This window comes from Pseudomonas sp. TMW 2.1634 (assembly GCF_001703595.1).
GTDB lineage: Bacteria > Pseudomonadota > Gammaproteobacteria > Pseudomonadales > Pseudomonadaceae > Aquipseudomonas > Aquipseudomonas fragi.
The window spans coordinates 4,723,661-4,747,148 of the sequence record NZ_CP016849.1; the positions used below are offsets into that span (position 1 = coordinate 4,723,661).

Consider the following 23,488-nt stretch of genomic DNA (forward strand, 5'->3'; position numbering starts at 1 on the left):
ATCCAGTGGGAGCTGGCTTGCCTGCGATGCAGGCACCGTTGTCTGTCAGGCAAACCGTGGCGATGCCATCGCGAGCAAGCCCGCTCCCACAAGAGCTGAGCAGCTTGTCCGACTAATACACATCCCGCCGATAGCGCCCTTGCTCGATCAGCCTCTCCACCGCTTCAGCCCCCAGCATGTCGATCAGCGCCTGATCCACACCCGCCGCCATTCCCTGCAAACTGCCGCAGATATAAATCGCCGCGCCCTGGTCCAGCCATTGGCGTACCTGCCCGGCAGACTCGCGCAAGCGGTCCTGCACATACACCTTCTGCGCCTGATCCCGCGAAAACGCCAGATCCAGCCGCGCCAGATCGCCCCTGGCCAACCAGCCCTGCAGCTCATCGCGACAATAGAAGTCGTGTGCAGCATTGCGCTCGCCAAAGAACAGCCAGTTGCGCTGCTGGCCCTGGGCAATGCGGGCCTTGAGCAAGCTGCGCAATCCCGCCAGCCCGGTGCCATTACCGAGCAAGATCAGCGGCACCGGTTCAGCGGGCAGGTGGAAGCCACTGTTGCGCCGCACGCGCAGGCTGATCGCCGAACCGACGGCGGCATGCTCGGTGAGCCAGCCCGAACCTATCCCCAGACTGCCATCCGCATGCCGCTCCTGACGCACGATCAACTCCAGCACACCGTCCTGCGGGATCGAGGCAATGGAGTATTCGCGCATGTTCAGCGGGATCAGCGCATCTACCAATGCCTGGGCATGCATGCCCACCAAATGGCCGCGATTGTCCGGCAGCTGGCGCCCCGCCAGGGCCTGGGCCAGGGTTTCTTGCAAACCATCGAGTTGCACCAGGCTGTCAGCCGACAAGCCCAGCCCCTCCAGGAAGTGTTCAACCGCCCAGCTCGATTGTCGCGGCATGACTTCTACCAGGTCACCGGCCTGCCATGAAACATTGGCGTCTGGCGCGTCGAGCCCCAACAGGTAAACCCCCGAGCCACTGCTACCGGGGTTGAGCAGCTTGCGCTCAGTCAGGGTCCAGTTGTTATAGCTCGGCGCCTGCCAGTGTGTGCCCGGTGCGCCGCCGGTGAGCTGGCTGAGTTGTTGCTGCCAGTGATGCAGGGCCTCGACATCACCGCTGTCGACTTGCACCGGGCTAAACAGCGCTTGTGCGCCGCGCTCGCTCAGCCATTGCTGGATACGTGTGGCGAAACCGCAAAAGTGCGGGTACTGACGGTCACCCAAAGCCAGTACCGAGTATTTGAGAGCATTCAAGCCCAAGGGCTGGCCGAGGATTTTGCGTTCAAACCCTCGCGCGCTGTCAGGCGCTTCACCATCGCCAAAGGTGCTGACCACGAACAGGGCATGATTGGCGTGCTGCAAATCTTCTTCACTGAGCGCGCCCAATGGCTGGACCCGAACTGGCAAACCGGCAGACTGCAATTGCCCGGCCGTCTGCCAGGCCAGTTGCTCGGCAAAGCCGCTCTGGCTAGCGAAACCGATCAGCCATGACGAGGCATCGCTGCCCGTGTCGGCAAAACCCTGGCGGGCCTGCTTGATCTGACGCTTTTTACGGCGACGGTCCAGGTACAGCAACCAGCCGGTGATAAAGAACAGCGGCATGGTCAGGCTCGCGACGGTCACCAGCACGCGCCCGGTGATACCCCAGTAGCTGCCGGTGTGCAGCGCGTAAATACTGGTCAGCAATTGCGCCTTGTAGCTCTTGTCGTCATAGCGCTCGACCTTCTTGACCGTACCGGTGGCCGGGTCGAGCACGATCTGGTTGAAGGCGCGCTCGTGGGGTGATGTGTTCAGCAGGTAGAACACCGTTGCAGGCTGGCCGGCCACTGGCGGCATACGCACGTTGTACAGGCTCAGGTCCGGCCCGGCGGTCTTCTGGATGCTGGCCCAGATGGCGTCGTAATCGGCGACCGGCGCAGGGCCGGTCGGGCCGCCCTGGCCACGGGGGCCGCGACCACCGCCCTGGCGCTGTTCACCGCTCGGGGCATCGGACAGGAGTTTTTGCAGGCCCTGGTTGTACCACTCGTATGACCACGACAGGCCCGTCAGGGCTGCCAGCAGATAAAAGACCATGCACCAGGTTCCGGCCACGGCGTGCAGGTCCCAGTTGAAGCTGCGACCTTTTTTTGCCCAGTCCAGGGTCAGCCAGGCGCGCCAGTTCAGCGCCTGGCGCGGCCAGCGCAGGTACAGGCCCGACAGGCAGAAGAACACCAGCATCAGGGTACAGGCGCCGGTAATCTGGCGACCGCTCTGGCCCATTGCCAGGAATCGGTGCAATTGCAGCATCAGGTCGAAGAAGCCCTGGCCATTGGCCTCTCCCTGATAGGTGCCGGTATACGGGTCGACATAACGCAACTGGCCGCGGCGTTCGCCCGGTGGCGGGGTGAAGAAAACCCGTGCGGCGGTACCGCTGTCCACGCCCACCCACAACATGGCGACTTGCTTACCCTCGGTGGCTTCGACCCGGCGCACCAGCTCGGCCGGTGGCAATACGCCGCTGTCGAGCTTTTCGACCTTGAGCACCGAAGGGTTGAGCAAGTTCAGCAACTCGTCCTGAAACGACACCGTGGCACCGGTTATCCCCATCAGGGCCAGAACCAGCCCGGCGGTTATGCCGAAAAACCAGTGCAGCTGAAAAAGTGTTTTCTTAAACACAACGACCGCCTTGCTTGCTCAATTGAATTCATCACGGCGCTGTATGCCGTGTACGTCAGTTCTACACGTTTCAGAATCTGTAGCCGCTGACGAGGCACGAGGCTGCGATGGGCTGCGCAGCGGCCCCCGTTGGCGGTCCTGCGGCCCGCATCGCAGCCTCGTGCCTCGTCAGCGGCTACACACAAAAGCCCCGACCATCAGATGGGCGGGGCTTTTGTTCAGCTCAACTTCGAATTAGAAGTGGAAGCTGGTGGTCAACAAGGCGGTACGGCCTGCGGCCTGGCTGGCGAAGTGCGCAGCGTAGGCTTTGTCGTAGTAGGTCTTGTCGGTCAGGTTTTGTACGTTCAGTTGCAGGTCGATGTTTTTGGTCAGCTTGTAGCTGGCCATTGCGTCGTAGCGAGTGTAAGCCGGGACGTAAACGGTGTTGGCCGTGTCGCCGTAGACTTCGTCAACATAGAACGCACCGCCGCCGATGGTCAGCTTTGGCATCACTTCATAGGTTGTCCACAGGCTGAAGCTGTTTTTCGGGGTGTTCGGCATTTCATTGCCTTTGTCCGAAATTGCTGCGGTGTTTACGCTGCCGTTACGGTTGGCTTTCTGGCCCGGATCAACCAGCTCGCTTTTCAGGTAGCTATAGCCTGCAAACACTTGCCACTTGTCAGTGATCTTGCCGCTGGCCGACAGTTCCAGACCGTCAACGCGGGATTCACCGGCGTTTTCGTAGGTGAACGAGTCAGTCAGGACGCGAGTGTTCTTCTTCTCGGTACGGAAGATGGCTGCAGTCAGCGACAGACGATCGTGGAACACGTCCCACTTGGTGCCCAGTTCGTAGTTAACGGTTTCTTCCGGCTTCAGGTCGCTGGTGATGGTGCTGCCAGGAGCAACCAGGCCGTTGCCTTCAACGCCTTCACCCACCACGCCGCCTGGCGGAGTAGCCGAGGTCGCGTAGGACAGGTAAACGCTGCCGTTATCCAGTGGCTTCCAGACCAGGCCGGTCTGCCAGTTGAAGAAGTGGCTGTCGTTCGAGACCTTGGTACGGCCAGTCGCGGCATTGGTGTTGGCGGTGGTGCTGAAGGCGTCGTAACGCAGGCCGGCGTTCAACAGCCACTTCGGATCCAGCTCGATGGTGTCGAACACGTAGGCGGCTTTGGTCACGCCCACGGTGTTGGTGCCGTAGTAGTTACGCGCTTCAGTACCGGTCCACACATCGTTCGGGTTCGGGTTGGACAGCGAGGTGCACTGGCCGCCGCTGTTACCGACTTTGTCCGGTGTGCAGTTGGGGTTGCTGTTCGGGGTCACGGTGTAACCGCTGGCGCGGGTTTCTTCACGCGTGAATTCAACACCGGTGGAGTAGTTGTTCTTGAAGCCCATGACCTGGAAGTTGCCGAACAGGTCAGTCTGGTTGGTGGTGGTTTCGGTGGTCGAAACACGGGTGTTGGCACGACGCCACACGGTACCGAACTGGTTGACGTTGTGCTGGCTGTCGTCCGGCTGGGTGAGGATGTAGTCCTGGCCGGTGTTGCCGTGACGGAAGGTGTTTTTCAGGGTCATCGCATCGCTGAAGTCATGCTCGAACGAGATGGTGCTGATATCCACACGGGTCTTGCGGAAGTCACGGTCCTTGAGGCCGTAGAAGTTTTTGCTGTCGCCGCCATCATCCGGTTTGTCGTGGACGTGAACTGCGGTCTTGGAGCTGTTGCTGTAGCCGTATGGAATGCCCGAATCCGGCAGGTCGTTGCTTTCCAGGTGGTAATAGCTGACGTTCAGGCGGTTTTCAGTGCCCAGGCCGAAGGTCAACGATGGCGCTACGCCCCAGCGGTCGTAGTTGACCGATTCGCGGCCAGCGACGTTTTGCTCGTGGCTCATCAGGTTCAGGCGGAACGCTGCGGTGTCCAGGAACTGACGGTTTACATCCAGGGTGTAGCGGCGGGTCTGGTCGGAGCCGTAGGTGAAGCCGCCATTGAGGAAGTCACCCGCCTTGGCGGTCTTGCTCACCATGTTCAGGCTGCCGCCAGCCGAGCCACGACCACCGAAAGTGGAGTTCGGGCCTTTGCTGACTTCGATCGATTCGATGTCGAAGATTTCGCGGGTCTGGCCGCCAGCATCGCGCACGCCGTCCAGGTACATGTCGGACTGTGCGTCAAAACCACGGATAAACGGACGGTCGCCCTGTGGGTTGCCGCCTTCGCCTGCGCCGAAGGTGATGCCCGGCACGGTGCGCAGGGCGTCTTGCAGCGAGGTGGCTGCAGTGTCCTGCAGCACTTGCTGCGGGATCACGGTGACAGAGCGCGGCGTATCAACCAGCGGTGCGGTGTACTTCTGGGAGCTGGCTTTCTCGGTCTGATAAGACTTGTCGGTCTGTTCGCCATTAACCGTGGTCGCGCCAAGGGAAATACTGCTGCCCTGGGCCTTGCTGTCAGTGCTTTCGGCAGCCTGAACCAGATGGCCTGCAGAAGTCGCGGTAATCGCGACACCGATGGCCGAAGCCAGTAAACGCGGTGAGCTGACGGGTAATTTTAATTGTTGGCGCGACATTTGAAGATCCCTTCCCCCAGAATTTGAGCCGCGAAATATATGGCAAACAATTCTGACTATCAATTGAGAGGCATTACTATTTGCGCTGAATTTACATTCTTTACAAATTGCCTTTACGGTTTTTTCACACTCGTTCGTCTACAGGCCGCTTAACAAAGTTTTACACAGACAATAAGAATCAATACCATTGCCATCCCTTTGCTATCAGGTATTGCGTCATGTTGCTGCATATCCCCGGCTTGTTCTCCCGTGAAGAGGTGCAGCGCATCCGTGAGGCGCTGCAGCAGACTGAATGGGCTGACGGCAAGATCACCGCAGGTTTTCAGTCGGCCAAGGCCAAGCACAATCTGCAATTGCCCGAAGACCACCCGCTGGCCAAAGAAATTGGTGCGGCGATGATTGATCGGCTGTGGAAAAATCCGCTGTATATGTCAGCGGCCTTGCCACACAAGGTGTTTCCGCCGTTGGTGAACTGCTACACCGGGGGCGGCAGTTTCGACTTTCATATCGACAATGCCGTGCGCCAGCCCAAGGGCAACCCCGAGCGGGTGCGCACCGATCTGTCGGCCACCCTGTTTTTCAGCGACCCCGAGGACTACGACGGCGGCGAACTGGTGATCCAGGACACTTATGGTGTGCAGCAGGTCAAATTGCCCGCTGGCGATATGGTGCTGTACCCCGGCACCAGCTTGCACAAGGTCAATGCCGTTACCCGTGGCGCACGCTTTGCGTCGTTTTTCTGGACCCAGAGCCTGGTGCGCGAAGACAGCCAGCGCACGCTGCTGTTTGAAATGGACGGCGCGATCCAGCAACTGACCCGGGACGTTCCAGATCACCCCTCGTTGATCCAGCTCACCGGCACCTACCACAACCTGCTGCGTCGCTGGGCCGAGGTGTAAGTCATGAGCTTTCAATTACGTCGCGAAGAAGTGCTCGACGGTGCGCAACTGAGTGCCATGCTGGCTGAAAACCCGGGCAAGGCGGCCCAGGCCATTTTAATCGCCGCCAAGCAGGGCATCGTCGATGGCCAGGCCTTGCTCGGGCAGATTCTGCTCGACGGCCAGGGCATTGAGCGCGACCCGGTGTTGGCCAAGCGCTGGTTTCAGATCGCAGCCAATTCTGGTCACCTGATGGCCCGCAATATGTTGGGGCGCTGCTGGGAACACGGCTGGGGCGGGCCTGTGGACTGCACCCTGGCCAGCCTGGAGTACCGCCAGGCCGCCGAGGCGGGGCTGGACTGGGCGCTTTACAACTACGCCAACCTGCTGGCCACCGGCCGTGGCGTGGCGCCAGACCAGGGGGCGGCATTCAAGCTGTACCAGGTCGCGGCGCAGGCGGGCCATGCCAAGTCGATGAACCTGGTGGGTCGCTACCTCGAAGAGGGGGTGTATTGCCCGGGCGACAAGCCAGCGGCCTGGCTCTGGTACGAGCGCTCGGCCCGGGGCGGTGATTTTCGTGGCCAGTTCAGCCATGCCTCGGTCCTGGCCGAGGCCGGGCATATTGATGAAGCGTTGACCTGGTTTGAGCGCGCCCTGGCCGGCGGCAACCTGAACTTTCTGCGGGTAAGCCTGGGGACCCTGCTTGAAGCTCGCGACCTGCGGGTCAGAGCCATGAGTGAGGCCTGGCAAGCCCGCATCAATACGTTGCAGAGCAGCCCCGTGTAAAGCAGATGACCGCGCGGCGGTAAATACTCGTACGCTGTTGTTTATCGCGTCCGAGTAAGCGCTGGTTAGTTGGGGTAACTATTCATTTTTATTTACGCTCTGGTCTTACACAGTTGCAGGCTAGCCGGTAATTGTTTGATGCCCTTTAAAACATGATGCTGCACAGCAGGATCATTGTTTAAAGGGAATTAATATGCAGGTTCAACATGTTGCGCCCCCTGGTGGCGCTGAAGATACCCGCCCGCTTGAAGAGATGAGTTCACTGGAAGCGGCCATCTACTTGCCTTCGCAGTATATTCAAATGCTCGCGGGTGAAAAAACCGCTGCTGTTTCCAGGGACGAGTTGGGCTTTATTGTCCGGCGCAGTGATATCCAGAGTGTCCGTGCATATGTGCGCGAGTCCAGAGCATTGCCCGTGGAGTACAACAAGGTCGTGGCCTGGCTCGGCGCCGACACGGCGAGTGTCGCGGGGCTGGAGCCAGCCAGTATCCAGTCGTTTCATCAGCGTGTGGTGCAACATGCTGCCAGTTGGGCCGTACTGGAACGTGATACCAAAGAACTCAGCCGACAACTCAACCGGTTCTCCGACGGGTTCATCACCACGGCCAACGGCATTATCGAGTTGATCAATAAAGTCGAACTGGACCGTTTCCTCAGTGGCACGCTTGACGAACTGACCCAGGCAGAAGAGGCCGAGCTTAAAAAGATTGTGCTCAGCGCAACCGAGCTGAGAGCTGTGGGTGTCGTCAGGGACTATGTGCTGCTTATCAAGCAGGATACCGAGGCCTACATCAAAAAAACCCATGCCGTGGGCGCGCTGGCGGCCGAGTTTGAGCGTGTGTTGTCGGATGAGCTGATCCACCAGGTAAATGCCAAGCTCGAAGCGTATGCCAAGGCGGGGCTATCGGCTGAGCGCAAGTTGCTGACTGCGCGCATCAAGGAGCTGGACAGTGAAATCGAGCAGTTGATCAGGGACTACCGCTCGCATGTGCTGTACGGGCACTCGGGGATCTTTCTGGGGCCTATCGGGCTGGCGATTACCGGCGGAATTTTCGGGGTCAAGGCTGAGAGCATACGGGCGCGAAAAAACAAGCTGATCGCCGAGCGCGATCTTGCCAGGCAAGGCAGTCAGGAGCAGGAACGCCTGGCTGTGGCCCTGGACATCACCCAGCAGCGCTTCACGGATTTGCGCAGCCGCATGCTCGGCGCCGAGCAGGGCGCCAGGCAACTGGCACAGGTTTGGGGTTATATCGCCAAATATCTGGATGAAGCAGCGTTTGAACTCAAAGGGGTCAATACCCTTGCCCGATTACACAAGTTCAAACTTGATTTTGCTCAGTTGTTGAACCCTTGGATGCGTGTCAAGGATTACAGTTTTTATATCGCACTGGTGTTTGATGACATGGTGGATGGGCGTCAGTAAACAAGGATGTGAATACTTGAACAGGGAGATTGATATTATGGGTTATGAAAATCCCGATATGCCGGGTGTTATCGAAGGCTTGAAGAAGTTCAATGCGGTGGCGGTCAATCATGAGTACGATTTTATTCCGTCGCTCCAGGAACGCTTGGGGCAGGCCGCCAGGTATTTGAGTCAAAGTGTGCGTGCTGTTGTTGATAAGGCCAGCGCGCTTGAAGTTATGGTTGAAAGTACCGGGGTCGATGAACTTCTCCAGCAGTGGATCATTGTTCAGGGCCATACCCGTCTGGCGGCCGGTATACAAGCGTCGGCGATTAATACGTTAAGTGATACTTTTTTTCAGCGGGTCAGCCGTATTGCAAGTGCCGCCAGGGCGGCAAAAGAACAGATCGAAATGCGCGCAGTGGAAGGTGAAGGGTTGAACCTGGAGCATTATTCGGACCCCCTGCTGGCTTATGACGCGGCCAGGCTCGAAGAACTGGAGCAGCAGGCCGTTGACCTGCAGGTCGAAGACGATCGGCTGCGTGCAGACAAGCAGGTGATTGACGCAGCGGTAACGCTTTTGCAATCACGAACCTGGCTCGACCATGTGCGTGACTTGCTGCCTACCCCGGAGCAAATCCAGGGGTTGGTCAACTCCGCCCTGGTGGGAAGGGCGGACGCAGATACCGTGATGACTGCCCTTGAGCGTTTGACCCAGTATCTGGGCGTTTATGACGGCGGGTTCAGGCTGTTTTCGCTGACTGAAGCGCGCAACAAGATAAGCGACAGGTTGGTCGACCTGAGAACCCAGAGCAACAAGAACAAGACGGATGCGCGAGTGCTGCAGGAGCGCGCGCAAAAGATCAGGCGCCACGCGGAGCTGGTTGAGGTGCGTGCCTGCTGGGTTGCCAATATGAGGCTGGTGGCCAAGGGGATGGGGGTGTTCATTGCCCGGGTGCGTGCGACCACTGAAGTCGATGAGCACTTGCTGCGTCAGACGTCGGCAGAGCTGGTCGGGTTTTTGGGCTTTTTGCGGCGCATCAGCCGCTAGACGATATCAACAGCCCCCCGCACGCGAGTGCGGGGGGCATGTGCTTACAGGTAGAACGACTTCAGCGGCGGGAAGCCGTTGAATTCGACGGCGCTGTAGCTGGTGGTGTAGGCACCGGTCGACAACCAGTAGAGGCGGTCACCGATGGCCAGGTTCAGGGGCAGGCCGTACTTGTAGTTTTCATACATGATATCGGCGCTGTCGCAGGTTGGACCGGCGATCACCACTTCTTCCATTTCGCCTTTTTTCTCGGTCCAGATCGGGAACTTGATGGCTTCATCCATAGTTTCGATCAGGCCCGAGAATTTGCCCACATCGGTGTATACCCAACGCTCAACGGCAGTGCGCGATTTACGCGCAACCAGTACCACTTCACTGACCAGGATCCCGGCGTTGGCAATCAGCGAGCGGCCCGGCTCCAGGATGATTTCCGGCAGGTCGTCACCGAAATCTTCCTTGAGAAAGCGGATGATTTCTTCAGCGTAGGTTTCCAGGCTGTTGGTGCGGGTGATGTAGTTGGCCGGGAAGCCGCCGCCCATGTTGATCAGCTTGAGGACGATGCCGTCTTCTTCTTTAAGACGTTCGAAGATCACCTTGACCTTGGCAATGGCTGCGTCCCACACGCTGATATCGCGTTGCTGGGAGCCAACGTGGAATGAAATGCCGTAAGGCACCAGGCCCAGGTCGCGGGCCAGGATCAGCAGGTCCATTGCCATGTCGGTCTGGCAGCCGAATTTGCGCGACAGTGGCCAGTCAGCCGTGGTCGAGCCTTCGGTCAGGATGCGCACATAGATTTTTGAGCCTGGAGCGGCCTTGGCGATGTTGCGCAGGTCGGCTTCAGAGTCGGTAGAGAACAGGCGAACGCCTTTCTCGTAGAAGTAACGAATGTCCTTGGATTTCTTGATGGTGTTGCCGTAGCTGATGCGATCCGGGCCAACGCCTTGGGCCATCACCTTGTCCAGCTCGTAGATCGAGGCGATATCGAAGTTCGAACCCTTGTCGCGCAGCAAGTCGATGATTTCGACTGCCGGGTTGGCTTTGACGGCGTAGTACACCTTGGCGAATTCGAAGCCTGCACGCAGGTCATCGTAAGCCTTGCTGATCATGGCGGTGTCGATCACCACGAACGGGGTTTCCTGGGTGTCAGCGAAGGCCTTCATTTTCTGGAAGGTATCGCGCGCGTAATAGTCTTCGACCTGAATCGACATGCTGGGGGACTCCTGTGGCAAACGTCATAAATAAATGGGTGCAGCTGAACATCCTCCGTATCCCCACTTTGGTTCGCCTACTTCCCAAGGCATGTCCGCCGAAAGCAAAAAAGGTAAATGGACCTTGCTGTCTCGTCGTCAGTACTTGAGCCGGATGGATCGTTTCCAGCATGGATGTTCGGCGCGAACTTTAGGGCGTGAGTGCCCGCAGATCAACAAAAAATGTCGCGTTTTTGCACGAGTTCGTCGTGGGGGCCATGACAGTTCTATAAGTAACTGACAGTCATGACGCTGATGGGTTCGCCCTGGGGGCGCGGCGCAGGAGTTGTTGCCAGAATGTGGGAGCGGCAGGGTGTGGGAGCGAGGCTTGCCCGCGATGGCAGCAACGGGGTCTTGCAGGAAAACCGCGTTGCCACTATCGCGAGCAAGCCCGCTCCCACAGGGGAGTGCCAGATTAGGGAGCGGCAGGGTGTGGGAGCGTGGCTTGCCCGCGATGGCAGCAACGGGGTCTTGCAGGAAAATCGAGTTGCCACTATCGCGAGCAAGCCCGCTCCCACAGGGGAGTGCCAGATTAGGGAGCGGCAGGGTGTGGGAGCGAGGCTTGCCCGCGATGGCAGCAATGGGGTCTTGCAGGAAAACCGCGTTGCCTCTATCGCGAGCAAGCCCGCTCCCACAGGGGAGTGCCAGATTAGGGAGCGGCAGGGTGTGGGAGCGTGGCTTGCCCGCGATGGCAGCAATGGGGTCTTGCAGGAAAACCGCGTTGCCACTATCGCGAGCAAGCCCGCTCCCACAGGGGAGTGCCGGATTAGGGAGCGGCAGGGTGTGGGAGCGTGGCTTGCCCGCGATGGCAGCAACGGGGTCTTGCAGGAAAACCGCGTTGCCACTATCGCGAGCAAGCCCGCTCCCACAGGGGAGTGCCAGATTAGGGAGCGGCAGGGTGTGGGAGCGTGGCTTGCCCGCGATGGCAGCAATGGGGTCTTGCAGGAAAACTGCGTTGCCAATATCGCGAGCAAGCCCGCTCCCACAGGGGAGTGCCAGATTAGGGAGCGGCAGGGTGTGGGAGCGGGCTTGCCCGCGATGGCAGCAACGGGGGCTTGCAGGAAAACCGCGTTGCCACTATCGCGAGCAAGCCCGCTCCCACAGGGGAGTGCCAGATTAGGGAGCGGCAGGGTGTGGGAGCGAGGCTTGCCCGCGATGGCAGCAACGGGGTCTTGCAGGAAAACCGCGTTGCCACTATCGCGAGCAAGCCCGCTCCCACAGGGGAGGGGCGCAGTTGTTACGCCAGCGCGATATCCGCCGGCGACACAATACTGGTCTTGGCCCCCCGGGAACGGCCCGAGCTCAGGTAGGCGGCAATCGATTCCTGGGTCACTTCACCCAGGAACACCCGCTCGGCATCCATCACCGGCAACCACGAGCGGTTGAACTCGTACATGCGCGACAGCAGGATGCGCAAGTGTTCGTCGTACGCCGCCGTAGCGTTGAACTCGCGCAGGTACTGGCCGCAGGTGCCGCTCTGACGATGCAGGTCGCGACGACGCACATAGCCCAGTGCCTTGTTGTCGGCACAGGTGACCACCACATAGCGGCGGTCCAGTTCGTCCATCAGTTCCAGCGCTTCGGCCACCGGGGTTTCCGGGCTCACCGACGGCGCGTTGTCCGCGGCGTCTTCTGCTTTTACCAGCAGCAGACGTTTCAGGGTGCTGTCCTGGCCGACAAAGTTGCTCACAAAGTCGTCCGCCGGGTGGGCCAGCAGGGTGTCCGGGTGGTCCATCTGCAGCAGCTTGCCGCCACGGAAGATGGCGATCTTGTCACCCAGCTTGATGGCTTCGTCGATGTCGTGGCTGACCATGATCACGGTCTTGTTCAGCGCACGTTGCATCTCGAAGAATTCGTTCTGGATCATTTCACGGTTGATCGGGTCGACCGCGCCAAAGGGTTCATCCATCAACAGCAACGGCGCATCGGCGGCCAGGGCGCGAATCACGCCGATACGTTGTTGCTGACCACCGGACAGCTCACGCGGGTAACGATGCAGGTACTGCTTGGGCTCCAGCTTGATCATGCTCATCAGTTCGCGGGCACGCTCATGGCACTTTTGCTTGTCCCAGCCCAGCAGACGCGGCACCACGGTGATGTTCTCCTCGATAGTCATGTTGGGGAACAGACCGATCTGCTGGATCACATAACCAATATTGCGACGCAAGGTCACCGGGTCGAGGTCAGTGGTGTCTTCGCCGTTGATCAGGATCTTGCCCGAGGTGGGCTTGATCAGGCGGTTGATCATTTTCAACGTGGTGCTTTTGCCGCAACCCGAAGGCCCGAGGAACACGCAGATTTCGCCTTCGTTGACGGTCAGGCTCACCGAGTCCACGGCTTTGACGTCTTTGCCGTTGCTTTGGAAAGTTTTGCTGAGGTTTTGAAGTTCGATCATTTGAGCAGTCCTTTTGGAGTCAGCGAGCGTTGCAGCCATTGCAGAAGCAGGTCGGCGATGATGGCCAGAACACTGACCAACACGGCGCCGACGATCAGCATCGACATGTCGCTACGGCTGATTGCAGCAAGAATAAGTACACCCAGACCGCCAGCACCGATGGTGGCAGCAATGGTCATTACACCGATGTTCATCACCACGGCGGTGCGCACACCGGCCAGGATCACCGGTACGGCAATTGGCAGTTCAACCATGCGCAGGCGCTGGCCGAAGGTCATGCCGATGCCGCGGGCCGCTTCGCGAATCCCCGGTTCCACGCCGGTGAGGGCGAGGAAGGTGTTGCGCATGATCGGCAGCAGCGAGTACAGGAACACGGCGGTAATGGCCGGCATCGGGCCCAGGCCCTGGCCGAACTTGGAGTAGAACGGCAGCAGCAGGCCGAACAGGGCAATGGACGGAATGGTCAACAGCACCGTGGCGCTGGCCTGCAGCGGGCCGGCCAGTGACGGGAAGCGCGTCATCAGCACGCCCAGCGGCACGCCGATGAGGATCGCGAGGATCACCGCGATGCCGACCAGGCTGATGTGCTGTAGGGTCAGATGCAGGACCTGCGACCAGTCCATGTGGGAAAAGGCGTTTAAAAATTCCATGTCTTCTCCTCTATTCAGTTCAGTGGATGCTGGCGCAGGAAATCTGCGGCGACTTTGGACGGGCTTTCGTGGTCAACGTCGACCCGGGCGTTGAGCTGGCGCATGGTTTCGTCGTCAAACAGATCCGCCAGCGGCTTGAGCAGGCCTTCGAGGTCCGGGTGGGCGTCCAGGTACTCTTTACGTACCACCGGGGCGGCGGTGTAGTCCGGGAAGTAATGCAGGTCGTCATCGAGCAGCTTCAGGTTGAAGGCGCTCAAGCGACCGTCCGTGGTGTAGACCAGGCCGGCAAACACCTGGCCGTTTTTCAGGGCGGTGTAGACCAGGCCTGCGTCCATCTGACGGATATTGCGACGGGTCAGGTCCAGGTCATACAGCTTGACCATGCCCTGCAAACCGTCGGAGCGGTTGGCAAACTCGGTGTCCAGGGCCACCAGCGCTTTTTTGTTTTCCGGTTCGCGCAGGGCCTTGTTCAGGTCGCTGACGCTGTTGATGCCCGGGAATTCCTCAGCCACCTTTTGCGGCAGGGCCAGCGCGTAGGTGTTGCTGAACTTGGACGGGTGCAGCCAGATCAGTCCCTTTTTTGCATCGACCTCTTTTACCCGGTCATAGGATTGCTGGCTGTCCAGCTTGTCGGTGATGTGGTTGTAGGCCACCAGCGAAACACCGGTGTATTCCCACACCATGTCCAGTTGCCCGGATTCATGGGCCGAGCGCGCCAGGCTGCTGCCCAGCCCGCCGGTGACCTGGGCGTTGTAACCCTTGCTGTTGAGGTATTGCGAAGTGATTTCCGCGAGCAGGGTTTGCTCGGTAAACACCCGCGCCCCAATGCGAATCAAGGGTTTTTCGGCGGCCTGTGCAATTCCTGCACACAGCAGGATGCAGCCTAGTAAAAAGCTGATTTTTTTCATGGGTATTCCTTTCTCAGCCAGACCTTAAGCAGGTCGCAGACCGCGTTCCAACCACCGGCGGCTGACCAGTATCACCAGGCCGTCGAGCAGCAATGCCAGCAGCGCAGTACAGGCCGCGCCAAGGATCAGTTGCGGCTGATTGTTAAGGGCGATGCCGGGGAAAATCAGGCTGCCCAGGCTGTTGGCGCCGATCAGGAACGCCAGGGGGGCGGTACCGACGTTGATCGCCAGTGCCACGCGCACACCGCCCATGATGATGGGCACGGCGTTGGGCAATTCGACCCGCCACAGCACTTGGCGCGGGGTCATGCCGATGCCGACGGCGGCTTCCTTGAGCGAGCCCTGGACGTTTTTCAGGCCTTCATAGGTGTTGCGCACAATGGGCAGCAACGAGGCGAGAAACAGGGCGAAGATGGCAGGCCCGCTGCCGATGCCCAGGAACCCCAGGGCGATGGCCAGTACCGCCAGTGGAGGCACGGTGTTGCCGATGTTGAAGACTTGCATGAAGCGTTCCGCACGTCCGGCCATTGAAGGTCGGCTGAGGAAAATGCCGGCAGGTATCCCTACAAGGAGGGCCGCGAACATTGAAGCGAGTACCAGGTACAGGTGGGCTTGCAGGTAGAACAACAAATCATCTTGATAGTGTTCGATAGTGCTGATGCCGATCCAGTGGACCAACAGGGCCAGAAGCGCGATAACTACCGCACATCCTATAAGCCCTTTTCCATAGCGATTCGCCATAGACGGACTCCTTTTTTTTCAGTCGGCGAACACATCGTCGTGTGGCAAGGCCATTCCTGGCTGCCGGCAATATGTTCGCGAAGAGCAACAGGTGGTGGCGAAAATGCGCCCTCAGCACCTGTCATTAGCGCAGCCTCGTCAGGCTAACTTGCTGATATTTCAGCCCCTGACGCTTTGTCGTATCAGGAGAGTGGACGCCTCCACTGTTTAAAAGGTTCACATTTTTTACGGCACATTGCCACCCTTGTCCGACGAGCCACGGTTCCAACGGTGGCTGCGCAGCCCGTATTTGGGCTATAATCCGCGCCCTTTTTTGAATCAATCGTCAGGCGATTTCCCATGACCAACCAGGCCGCCGAAGTCGCGAAACGCCGCACTTTCGCCATTATTTCCCACCCCGATGCGGGTAAGACCACCATCACCGAAAAGCTCTTGCTGATGGGTAAGGCGATTGCTGTCGCCGGTACGGTGAAATCGCGAAAGTCCGACCGCCATGCCACCTCCGACTGGATGGAAATGGAGAAGCAACGGGGTATTTCGATTACCACGTCGGTCATGCAATTCCCGTATCGCGACAACATGATCAACCTGCTCGACACCCCGGGCCACGAAGACTTCTCTGAAGACACCTACCGCACATTGACGGCGGTCGACTCGGCGCTGATGGTCCTCGACGGCGGTAAGGGCGTTGAGCCTCGTACCATCGCCCTGATGGACGTTTGTCGCCTGCGTGACACGCCTATCGTCAGCTTTATCAACAAACTCGACCGCGACATTCGCGACCCGATCGAGTTGCTGGACGAGATCGAAGCAGTCCTGAAAATCAAGGCAGCGCCGATCACCTGGCCGATCGGCTGCTACCGTGATTTCAAGGGTGTTTACCACCTGGCGGACGACTACATCATTGTCTACACCGCCGGTCACGGTCACGAACGCACCGAAACCAAGATCATCGAAAAGCTCGATTCCGACGAAGCCCGCGCGCACCTGGGTGACGAGTACGATCGTTTTGTTGACCAGTTGGAGCTGGTTCAGGGCGCTTGCCATGAATTCAACCAGCAGGAGTTCCTGGATGGTCAGTTGACCCCGGTGTTCTTCGGTACGGCACTGGGCAACTTTGGTGTTGACCACGTACTCGACGCAGTAGTGGACTGGGCGCCGAAGCCGTTGGCCCGTGTTGCCAACGAGCGCACCGTAGAGCCGGTTGAAGAGAAATTCACCGGTTTCGTGTTCAAGATCCAGGCGAACATGGACCCAAAACACCGCGACCGCATCGCCTTTATGCGCATTTGCTCGGGCAAGTACGAAAAGGGCATGAAAATGCGCCATGTGCGCACCGGCAAGGACGTGCGCATCGGCGATGCCCTGACGTTCTTCTCCTCCGAACGTGAACAGCTGGAAGAGGCCTTTGCCGGCGATATCATCGGTTTGCACAACCACGGCACCATCCAGATCGGTGACACCTTCACCGAGGGTGAGAGCCTGAGTTTCACCGGCATCCCGCACTTTGCCCCGGAACTGTTCCGTCGTGTACGCCTGCGCGACCCGCTCAAGTCCAAGCAATTGCGCCAGGGCTTGCAGCAACTGGCCGAAGAGGGCGCCACCCAGGTGTTCTTCCCGGAGCGCAGCAACGACATCATCCTGGGCGCCGTGGGTGTGCTGCAGTTCGACGTGGTCGCCAGCCGCTTGAAGGAAGAATACAAAGTGGAATGCTCCTACGAGCCGATCACCGTGTACTCGGCGCGCTGGATTGATTGCGACGATAAGAAGAAGCTTGAAGAGTTCAGCGTCAAGGCGGTGGAAAACCTGGCTGTGGACGGTGGTGGCCACCTGACCTACCTGGCCCCGACTCGCGTTAACCTGGCATTGATGGAAGAACGCTGGCCGGATGTGAAATTCCGCGCAACCCGCGAGCATCACTAAACACTTCGGTGTCTGGTTGAAAAAAGCGAAGCCCTTGGGCTTCGCTTTTTTTTGCGCAAATTTTGTAGTCGCTGGCTAAGGCTGCGATCGCGCCCGCAGCGGTTTACGACTGCTACGCAGCCGGACGTAGCCTCGCGCTGCTCGTCAACTGCTACAAGGGTGACAAGTCCCCGCCACAAAGTATCGATAAACGCAGCAACGTTACTCCGAATGGGTATATCGCAACCTGCGTGTTTCTGGAAAAGCTAAAGGGGGCGAACTAGGTTTAAAGGGTATTTCTCACACACAGGATGGAAATCTCCATGAAGCTTTTTCAACGCATTGTGCTGTTGCTCAAGGTGCTGGTGCTGCTGACGGTGAGTGCTTCGGCCGCTTGGGCGAGCAACCCGCTGAGCAGTGCCGGGGCCGGCTACTCCGCGACGGGCGTACCGGGGCCGACGATTCATGCCATCTACAAGTCGGATTCGGAACCGGGTGATCAGGGGCAGGGCGGCAGTTCGGGGGATGATGACCAGACCGATGGTGACGGCGGCGCCGATGGGGGTGGCAGCGGTGACGGTGGGGATAACGGCGATGAGGGTGACGCGGGTGACGAAGGCGATAGCCAGACGTAGTTTCTGAACGGTGGGAGCGGGCTTGCTCGCGATGCAGCCAACTCGGTCATCCAGACAGACCGAGTTGGCTGCATCGCGAGCAAGCCCGCTCCCACATAGGCGTCAGTTAGTTAGAAACTGCTCCGCGTGATGGCAGGCAACCTGACGGTTATCGAGCACCCGCAACGCCGGCTCTACCGTGCTGCACAGTTCGGTCGCATACGGGCAGCGCTTGTGGAAGGCGCAGCCCGATGGCGGGTTCAGCGGGTTAGGCAGCTCACCGACGATCTTGATTTTCGGTTTGAGCGGGTCCGGGTGGATGGTCGGGGTAGCCGACAGCAGTGCCTGGGTATAGGGGTGCAGCGGCCGGGTGTAGATCTCTTCCTTGGGGCCCATTTCTACCGGGCGGCCCAGGTACATCACCAGTACCGTGTCAGCCACATGCCGCACCACCGCCAGGTTGTGCGAGATAAACACGTAGGCAGTGTTGAACTCCTGCTGCAAATCCATAAACAGGTTGAGCACCTGCGCCTGGATCGATACGTCCAGCGCCGAGGTCGGCTCATCCGCCACCAGCACTTTGGGTTGCAGCATCATGGCCCGGGCCAGGGCGATACGCTGGCGCTGGCCGCCCGAGAACATGTGCGGGTAGCGCTGGTAATGCTCGGGGCGCAAGCCAACCTGTTTCATCATGGCCTGGACTTTTTCGCGACGTTCGCTGGCGTTCAGTTTGGTGTTGATCAATAGCGGTTCAGCCAACTGGTCGCCGATTTTCTGCCGTGGGTTGAGCGAGGCGTAGGGGCTCTGGAACACCATCTGTACGTCTTTGCGCAGTTGCTTGCGCTCGGCCTTGTTGGCCCCGGCGACTTCTTGCCCGGCAATTTTCAACGAGCCCGAGGACGGTTCTTCAATCAGGGTCAAGGCGCGGGCCAGGGTGGACTTGCCACAACCGGACTCGCCCACCACGGCCAGGGTTTTGCCGGCTTCCAGTTCAAATGACACGCCGTTAAGTGCGCGCACCAGGGCATGGCCTTTGAACATGCCACGGGACACTTCGTAGTGACGGGTTAGGTCGCGGGCGGTAAGAACAACAGTCATTACGCCACCTCCTGATTCAAGGGGAAGAAGCAGCGCACCTGGCTGTGAGCCTGTTGCTCCAGCGCAGGACGTTGTTGACGGCATTGTTCTTGTACGTATGGGCAGCGCGGTGACAGCAGGCAGCCTTTGGGCCGGTCATAGCGGCCGGGCACGATGCCGGGCAAGGTCGACAGACGGGCAGCGCCCATGCTGTGTTCCGGGATCGCGGCCAGCAGCGCCTCGCTGTACGGGTGCGCCGGCACATCAAACAGCCCCGGCACGTTGCCCACTTCCACGGCCTGGCCGGCGTACATCACGCACACTCGCTGGGCGGTTTCGGCCACCACGGCCAGGTCGTGGGTGATCAGCACCAGGCCCATGTTCTGCTCCCGTTGCAGGCTGAGCAACAGGTCCATGATCTGCGCCTGGATGGTTACGTCCAGGGCGGTGGTCGGTTCGTCGGCGATCAGCAGTTTGGGCTCGCCGGCGATGGCCATGGCAATTGCCACGCGCTGGCTCATACCGCCCGACAGTTGGTGCGGGTAGGCGTCCATGCGGCTGGCAGCGCCGGGGATTTCGACTTTTTCCAGCAGCTCGATCGCACGTTTGCGCGCCGCCTTGCCGGACATTTTCAGGTGCAGGCGCAGCACTTCTTCGATCTGGAAACCCACCGTGTAGCTGGGGTTCAGCGCGGTCATGGGGTCCTGGAAAACCATCGCCATGTCTTTGCCGACGATCTGGCGGCGCTGACGGGCGCTGAGGGTCAGCATGTTCTTGCCATCGAAGGTCAGGGCGTCGGCGGTGACGATACCGGGGTGCTCGATCAGGCCCATCAACGCCATCATGGTCACGGACTTGCCCGACCCCGACTCGCCGACAATGGCCAGGACTTCGCCTTTATCCACCGACAGGCTCAAACCGTCGACGACCGGCACGGCCGTTGCGTCGCCAAAGCGGACGTTGAGATTCTTGATTTCTAACAGTGACATGGGAATCTCCTCAGGCGGCGTTTTTGAGTTTCGGGTCCAGCGCATCGCGCAGACCGTCGCCCATCAGGTTGATTGCCAGCACGCTGAGCAAAATGGTCAAGCCGGGCAGGCTCACGACCCACCACGCACGTTCGATATAATCGCGGGCCGAGGCCAGCATGGTGCCCCACTCCGGGGTTGGCGGTTGTACGCCAAGGCCGAGGAAGCCCAGGGCTGCAGCGTCGAGGATCGCCGAGGAGAAGCTCAGGGTGGCCTGCACGATCAGCGGGGCCATGCAGTTGGGCAGCACGGTGATAAACATCAGGCGCGGCAGGCTGGCACCGGCCAGGCGGGCAGCGGTTACATAGTCGCGGTTCAGTTCACCCATCACGGCGGCACGGGTCAGACGTACGTACGAGGGCAGCGAGACCACGGCAATGGCGATCACGGTGTTGATCAGGCCAGGGCCGAGGATGGCGACAATCGCCACGGCCAGCAGCAGGGACGGCAGGGCCAGCATGATGTCCATCAACCGCATGATGCCCGGGCCCATAAAACGCGGGAAAAACCCGGCAATCAGGCCCAGGATCACGCCCGGAATCAGCGAGATCACTACTGACGACAAACCGATCAGCAGCGACAGGCGCGAGCCTTCGATCAGTCGTGACAGCAGGTCACGACCTAACTCGTCGGTGCCCAGCAAAAATTGCCACTGGCCGCCCTCCAGCCACACCGGCGGGGTCAGCAGGAAGTCGCGGTATTGCTCGCTCGGGCTGTGGGGGGCAACCCACGGCGCAAAGATCGCGCAGAACACGATGATGGTCATGAAGATCAGGCCCGCCACGGCGCCCTTGTTGCGGGAGAAGGCGTGCCAGAACTCTTTGTAAGGTGATGGATAAAGCAGGCTTTGATCCACTTCGGTCGTGCTTGGGGAGGTGCTCATGGTCAGGATCTCAGCGCTGGTGACGGATGCGTGGGTTGGCAAAGCCGTAGAGGATGTCGACTACGAAGTTGACCAGAATCACCAGGCAGGCGATTAGCAGGATGCCGTTTTGCACCACGGGGTAGTCCCGGGCGCCGATGGCTTCGATCAGCCATTTGCCGATACCGGGCCACGAAAAGATGGTTTCGGTCAGTACGGCACCGGCCAGCAGGGTGCCCACTTGCAGGCCGACCACGGTCAGTACCGGGATCAGGGCGTTGCGCAAGCCATGCACAAACACCACGCGGGCGGGGGACAGGCCTTTGGCGCGGGCGGTACGGATATAGTCTTCGCGCAGCACTTCGAGCATCGATGAACGGGTCATCCGCGCGATCACGGCCAGGGGGATGGTGCCCAGCACAATGGCGGGCAGGATCAAGTGGTGCAGTGCGTCCCAGAAGGCTTCGGGCTGGTCGCTGAGCAGGGTGTCGATCAACATGAAGCCAGTCTTTGGCTCGATGTCGTACAACAGGTCGATACGCCCGGAAACCGGGGTCCATCCCAGGCCCACGGAGAAGAACATGATCAGGATCAGGCCCCACCAGAAGATCGGCATCGAATAACCCGCCAGGGAGATACCCATCACCCCGTGGTCAAACAATGAACCACGCTTGAGTGCTGCGATCACTCCCGCCAGTAGCCCGAGGATACCGGCGAACAACAGGGCGGCGGTGGCCAGTTCCAGTGTGGCGGGGAACAGCGCGGAAAATTCGTTCCATACGTTTTCACGGGTGCGCAGTGACTCGCCCAGATCGCCATGTGCCAGCTTGCTGACGTAGTCGATGTACTGCTCGTGCAGCGGCTTGTTCAGACCCAGGCGCTCCATGGCCTGGGCGTGCATTTCAGGGTCTACCCGGCGCTCACCCATCATGACTTCGACCGGGTCGCCGGGGATCATGCGAATCAGGGCAAAGGTTAGCAGGGTGATGCCGAAGAACGTGGGAATCAACAACCCCACTCGGCGGGCAATAAAACTAAACATCGCGGTGTTCCTTATCAGCCGGTCAGGCAAGTCCGCCAGGGTTCAGGTAAACCCCGGCGGGTATTTATTGTTCTACTTCACCTGGGTTGTGGCGAAGTTGTTGTTGGTCAGGGGGCTAAGGGTATAGCCCTCGACATTTTTGCGCATCGCAGTAAACAGCATAGGATGGGTTACGTTGATCCAGGGTTGATCCTGATTAAATATCACCTGCGCCTGTTGGTAGAGCGCAGCGCGTTGCGAGGGTTCAGTGATGCCGCGGGCCTTGGTGATCAGGGCTTCGAAATCCTTGTTGCACCAGCGCGAGTAGTTTTCGCCGTTCCTGGCCGCCTCGCAGCTGAGCATCGGGGTGAGGAAGTTGTCCGGGTCGCCGTTGTCACCACCCCAGCCAGCCGACACCAGGTCATGTTCGCCATTTTTGGCGCGCTTGAGCATTTCGCCCCATTCCATGACCCGGATATCCAGCTTGAGGCCGATTTGCGCCAGGTCGGACTGCAGCAACTGCGCACCCAGCATCGGGTTGGGGTTGGTCGGGCCGCCGCCATTGCGGGTGAACAGGGTCAGCACCGTGCCTTCGGGCACCCCCGCTTCCTTGAGCAGCGCGCGGGCCTTGTCCAGGTCGCGGGGCGGCCGAGGGATGCTGGTGTTGTAGCCCAGCATGGTCGGCGGGTAGGGGTTGATGGCCAGCAGGGCATTGCCTTCGCCGTGTACGGAATTCAGGTAGGTCTGCTTGTCGAAGGCCATGTCGATGGCTTTGCGCACGCGCACATCGCTCAAGTACTTGTGACTGGTGTTCATGGAGATATAACTGGTCATCAGGGCAGCCAGTTCATCGACCTTGAGGTTGGGGTCTTTGCGGATGTTCTTGACGTCATCGGGCTTGGGGTACAGCGCGATCTGGCATTCGTTGGCCTTGAGTTTTTGCAGGCGCACATTGCTGTCGGTGGCGATGGCGAAGATCAGGTTATCGCTGGGCGGCTTGCCACGGAAGTAGTCCGGGTTGGCCTTGAAGCGTACCTGGGCATCCTTGTTATAGCGCACGAAGATAAACGGGCCGGTGCCGATGGGCTTGTTGTTGAGGTCGGCGGTTTTGCCGGACTTGAGCAACTGGTCGGCGTATTCGGCCGAATAGATGGAGTTGAACGGCATGGCCACGTCGCGCAGGAATGGCGCTTCAGGGTGGTTGAGGGTGATTTTCACCGTCATGTCGTCCACTTTTTCGACGCTTTTAAGCAGATCCTTGAAGCCCATGCTTTCAAAGTAGGGATAACCGACCAACGACAGTTTGTGCCACGGGTGATTCGGGTCCAGCTGGCGCTGAAAACTCCAGATCACATCGTCGGCGTTCAGGTTTCGGGTCGGTTTGAAGTAATCGGTGGTATGGAACTTCACGCCGGGGCGCAGGTAGAAGGTGTATTCAAGGCCGTCGGGGCTGATGTCCCAACGCTCGGCCAGGGCCGGTTCCACATCGGTACTGCCGGGGGCAAAGTCGGCCAGGCGGTTGAGGATGGTTTCAGCCGAGGCGTCGGCGCTAACGGCGGTGGTGAACTGGACGATGTCGAACCCTTCAGGGCTGGCTTCAGTGCAGACCACCAGGTTTTTCGCGCTCACACTGACAGCGGTGCTGAGCAGTGCCGCTGCCAGGGCGGTGCGTAGTGGAAGTCTCTTCATAGCAACCCTCTCCAAATCGGGTGAGCCAGCGTAACGACTACGG

Annotated in this window: 18 protein-coding genes; 6 read left to right on the forward strand and 12 right to left on the reverse strand. The window is 59.6% G+C overall.

Features of this window, described 5'->3' with window-relative positions; all coding sequences use genetic code 11:
• Window positions 1-112 precede the first annotated feature (112 nt).
• Window positions 113-2,659 (reverse strand): sulfite reductase flavoprotein subunit alpha, encoded by a 2,547-nt coding sequence (locus tag BFC21_RS22470; protein ID WP_120266496.1) that lies wholly within the window; start codon window positions 2,657-2,659, stop codon window positions 113-115.
• 234 nt (window positions 2,660-2,893) lie between these two features.
• A complete protein-coding gene (locus tag BFC21_RS22475; protein ID WP_120266497.1) occupies window positions 2,894-5,194 on the reverse strand; it encodes a TonB-dependent siderophore receptor in 2,301 nt (766 codons plus the stop codon).
• 218 nt (window positions 5,195-5,412) lie between these two features.
• Here BFC21_RS22475 and BFC21_RS22480 point away from each other — a divergent pair, with 218 nt between their 5' ends.
• The 4 genes from BFC21_RS22480 to BFC21_RS22495 all read left to right on the forward strand — a co-directional run bounded on the left by BFC21_RS22480 (window position 5,413) and on the right by BFC21_RS22495 (window position 9,311).
• A complete protein-coding gene (locus tag BFC21_RS22480) occupies window positions 5,413-6,093 on the forward strand; it encodes a Fe2+-dependent dioxygenase (RefSeq protein WP_088378970.1) in 681 nt (226 codons plus the stop codon).
• A 3-nt stretch (window positions 6,094-6,096) separates the two neighbouring features.
• A complete protein-coding gene (locus BFC21_RS22485; protein WP_120266498.1) occupies window positions 6,097-6,858 on the forward strand; it encodes a tetratricopeptide repeat protein in 762 nt (253 codons plus the stop codon).
• Between the two features lie 193 nt (window positions 6,859-7,051).
• Window positions 7,052-8,281: an alpha-xenorhabdolysin family binary toxin subunit A gene (locus tag BFC21_RS22490; protein ID WP_088378972.1), complete on the forward strand. Its 1,230-nt coding sequence runs from the start codon at window positions 7,052-7,054 to the stop codon at window positions 8,279-8,281.
• Between the two features lie 37 nt (window positions 8,282-8,318).
• Window positions 8,319-9,311 (forward strand): alpha-xenorhabdolysin family binary toxin subunit B, encoded by a 993-nt coding sequence (locus tag BFC21_RS22495; RefSeq protein ID WP_120266499.1) that lies wholly within the window; start codon window positions 8,319-8,321, stop codon window positions 9,309-9,311.
• A 44-nt stretch (window positions 9,312-9,355) separates the two neighbouring features.
• Here BFC21_RS22495 and BFC21_RS22500 read toward each other — a convergent pair whose 3' ends face one another.
• The 5 genes from BFC21_RS22500 to BFC21_RS22520 all read right to left on the reverse strand — a co-directional run bounded on the left by BFC21_RS22500 (window position 9,356) and on the right by BFC21_RS22520 (window position 15,252).
• Window positions 9,356-10,519, reverse strand: coding sequence for a type III PLP-dependent enzyme (locus tag BFC21_RS22500; RefSeq protein ID WP_083369775.1), 1,164 nt, complete (start codon window positions 10,517-10,519; stop codon window positions 9,356-9,358).
• 1,276 nt (window positions 10,520-11,795) lie between these two features.
• The gene (locus BFC21_RS22505) at window positions 11,796-12,953 is read right to left on the reverse strand and encodes a betaine/proline/choline family ABC transporter ATP-binding protein (protein WP_016779467.1); all 1,158 of its coding nucleotides are present in this window, start codon (window positions 12,951-12,953) and stop codon (window positions 11,796-11,798) included.
• The gene (locus BFC21_RS22510; RefSeq protein ID WP_088378974.1) at window positions 12,950-13,603 is read right to left on the reverse strand and encodes an ABC transporter permease; all 654 of its coding nucleotides are present in this window, start codon (window positions 13,601-13,603) and stop codon (window positions 12,950-12,952) included. Before BFC21_RS22510 ends, BFC21_RS22505 begins: the two co-directional genes overlap by 4 nt.
• 14 nt (window positions 13,604-13,617) lie before the next feature.
• The gene (locus BFC21_RS22515; RefSeq protein WP_088378975.1) at window positions 13,618-14,511 is read right to left on the reverse strand and encodes a glycine betaine ABC transporter substrate-binding protein; all 894 of its coding nucleotides are present in this window, start codon (window positions 14,509-14,511) and stop codon (window positions 13,618-13,620) included.
• 24 nt (window positions 14,512-14,535) lie between these two features.
• Window positions 14,536-15,252, reverse strand: coding sequence for an ABC transporter permease (locus tag BFC21_RS22520; RefSeq protein ID WP_016779470.1), 717 nt, complete (start codon window positions 15,250-15,252; stop codon window positions 14,536-14,538).
• 339 nt (window positions 15,253-15,591) lie between these two features.
• On the opposite strand from BFC21_RS22520, the gene BFC21_RS22525 reads away from it, so the two are divergent.
• Entirely contained in the window at window positions 15,592-17,175 is a 1,584-nt protein-coding gene (locus BFC21_RS22525; protein ID WP_016779471.1) for a peptide chain release factor 3, read from the forward strand.
• A gap of 302 nt (window positions 17,176-17,477) precedes the next feature.
• A complete protein-coding gene (locus BFC21_RS22530; RefSeq protein ID WP_088378976.1) occupies window positions 17,478-17,789 on the forward strand; it encodes a hypothetical protein in 312 nt (103 codons plus the stop codon).
• A 102-nt stretch (window positions 17,790-17,891) separates the two neighbouring features.
• On the opposite strand, the gene BFC21_RS22535 is transcribed toward BFC21_RS22530, so the two are convergent.
• The 5 genes from BFC21_RS22535 to BFC21_RS22555 form a co-directional block, all read right to left on the reverse strand.
• Window positions 17,892-18,866: a peptide ABC transporter ATP-binding protein gene (locus tag BFC21_RS22535; RefSeq protein WP_120266500.1), complete on the reverse strand. Its 975-nt coding sequence runs from the start codon at window positions 18,864-18,866 to the stop codon at window positions 17,892-17,894.
• The gene (locus tag BFC21_RS22540) at window positions 18,866-19,834 is read right to left on the reverse strand and encodes an ABC transporter ATP-binding protein (RefSeq protein WP_095005064.1); all 969 of its coding nucleotides are present in this window, start codon (window positions 19,832-19,834) and stop codon (window positions 18,866-18,868) included. Before BFC21_RS22540 ends, BFC21_RS22535 begins: the two co-directional genes overlap by 1 nt.
• Before the next feature lie 10 nt (window positions 19,835-19,844).
• Window positions 19,845-20,756 carry an ABC transporter permease subunit gene (locus BFC21_RS22545; RefSeq protein WP_088378977.1) on the reverse strand — a complete coding sequence of 304 codons (912 nt, stop codon included), beginning with the start codon at window positions 20,754-20,756 and terminating at the stop codon, window positions 19,845-19,847.
• A 10-nt stretch (window positions 20,757-20,766) separates the two neighbouring features.
• Window positions 20,767-21,777, reverse strand: coding sequence for an ABC transporter permease subunit (locus BFC21_RS22550; RefSeq protein ID WP_088378978.1), 1,011 nt, complete (start codon window positions 21,775-21,777; stop codon window positions 20,767-20,769).
• Window positions 21,778-21,849: 72 nt separating this feature from the next.
• Window positions 21,850-23,445 (reverse strand): ABC transporter substrate-binding protein, encoded by a 1,596-nt coding sequence (locus BFC21_RS22555; protein ID WP_095005062.1) that lies wholly within the window; start codon window positions 23,443-23,445, stop codon window positions 21,850-21,852.
• Between the last annotated feature and the right edge of the window lie 43 nt (window positions 23,446-23,488).

Coding starts and splice junctions, on each gene's coding strand:
- BFC21_RS22475 (WP_120266497.1), bottom strand. CDS start 5,194: ATGTCGCGCCAACAATTAAAATTACCCGTCAGCTCACCGCGTTTACTG.
- BFC21_RS22480 (WP_088378970.1), top strand. CDS start 5,413: ATGTTGCTGCATATCCCCGGCTTGTTCTCCCGTGAAGAGGTGCAGCGC.
- BFC21_RS22485 (WP_120266498.1), top strand. CDS start 6,097: ATGAGCTTTCAATTACGTCGCGAAGAAGTGCTCGACGGTGCGCAACTG.
- BFC21_RS22490 (WP_088378972.1), top strand. CDS start 7,052: ATGCAGGTTCAACATGTTGCGCCCCCTGGTGGCGCTGAAGATACCCGC.
- BFC21_RS22495 (WP_120266499.1), top strand. CDS start 8,319: ATGGGTTATGAAAATCCCGATATGCCGGGTGTTATCGAAGGCTTGAAG.
- BFC21_RS22500 (WP_083369775.1), bottom strand. CDS start 10,519: ATGTCGATTCAGGTCGAAGACTATTACGCGCGCGATACCTTCCAGAAA.
- BFC21_RS22505 (WP_016779467.1), bottom strand. CDS start 12,953: ATGATCGAACTTCAAAACCTCAGCAAAACTTTCCAAAGCAACGGCAAA.
- BFC21_RS22510 (WP_088378974.1), bottom strand. CDS start 13,603: ATGGAATTTTTAAACGCCTTTTCCCACATGGACTGGTCGCAGGTCCTG.
- BFC21_RS22515 (WP_088378975.1), bottom strand. CDS start 14,511: ATGAAAAAAATCAGCTTTTTACTAGGCTGCATCCTGCTGTGTGCAGGA.
- BFC21_RS22520 (WP_016779470.1), bottom strand. CDS start 15,252: ATGGCGAATCGCTATGGAAAAGGGCTTATAGGATGTGCGGTAGTTATC.
- BFC21_RS22525 (WP_016779471.1), top strand. CDS start 15,592: ATGACCAACCAGGCCGCCGAAGTCGCGAAACGCCGCACTTTCGCCATT.
- BFC21_RS22530 (WP_088378976.1), top strand. CDS start 17,478: ATGAAGCTTTTTCAACGCATTGTGCTGTTGCTCAAGGTGCTGGTGCTG.
- BFC21_RS22535 (WP_120266500.1), bottom strand. CDS start 18,866: ATGACTGTTGTTCTTACCGCCCGCGACCTAACCCGTCACTACGAAGTG.
- BFC21_RS22540 (WP_095005064.1), bottom strand. CDS start 19,834: ATGTCACTGTTAGAAATCAAGAATCTCAACGTCCGCTTTGGCGACGCA.
- BFC21_RS22545 (WP_088378977.1), bottom strand. CDS start 20,756: ATGAGCACCTCCCCAAGCACGACCGAAGTGGATCAAAGCCTGCTTTAT.
- BFC21_RS22550 (WP_088378978.1), bottom strand. CDS start 21,777: ATGTTTAGTTTTATTGCCCGCCGAGTGGGGTTGTTGATTCCCACGTTC.
- BFC21_RS22555 (WP_095005062.1), bottom strand. CDS start 23,445: ATGAAGAGACTTCCACTACGCACCGCCCTGGCAGCGGCACTGCTCAGC.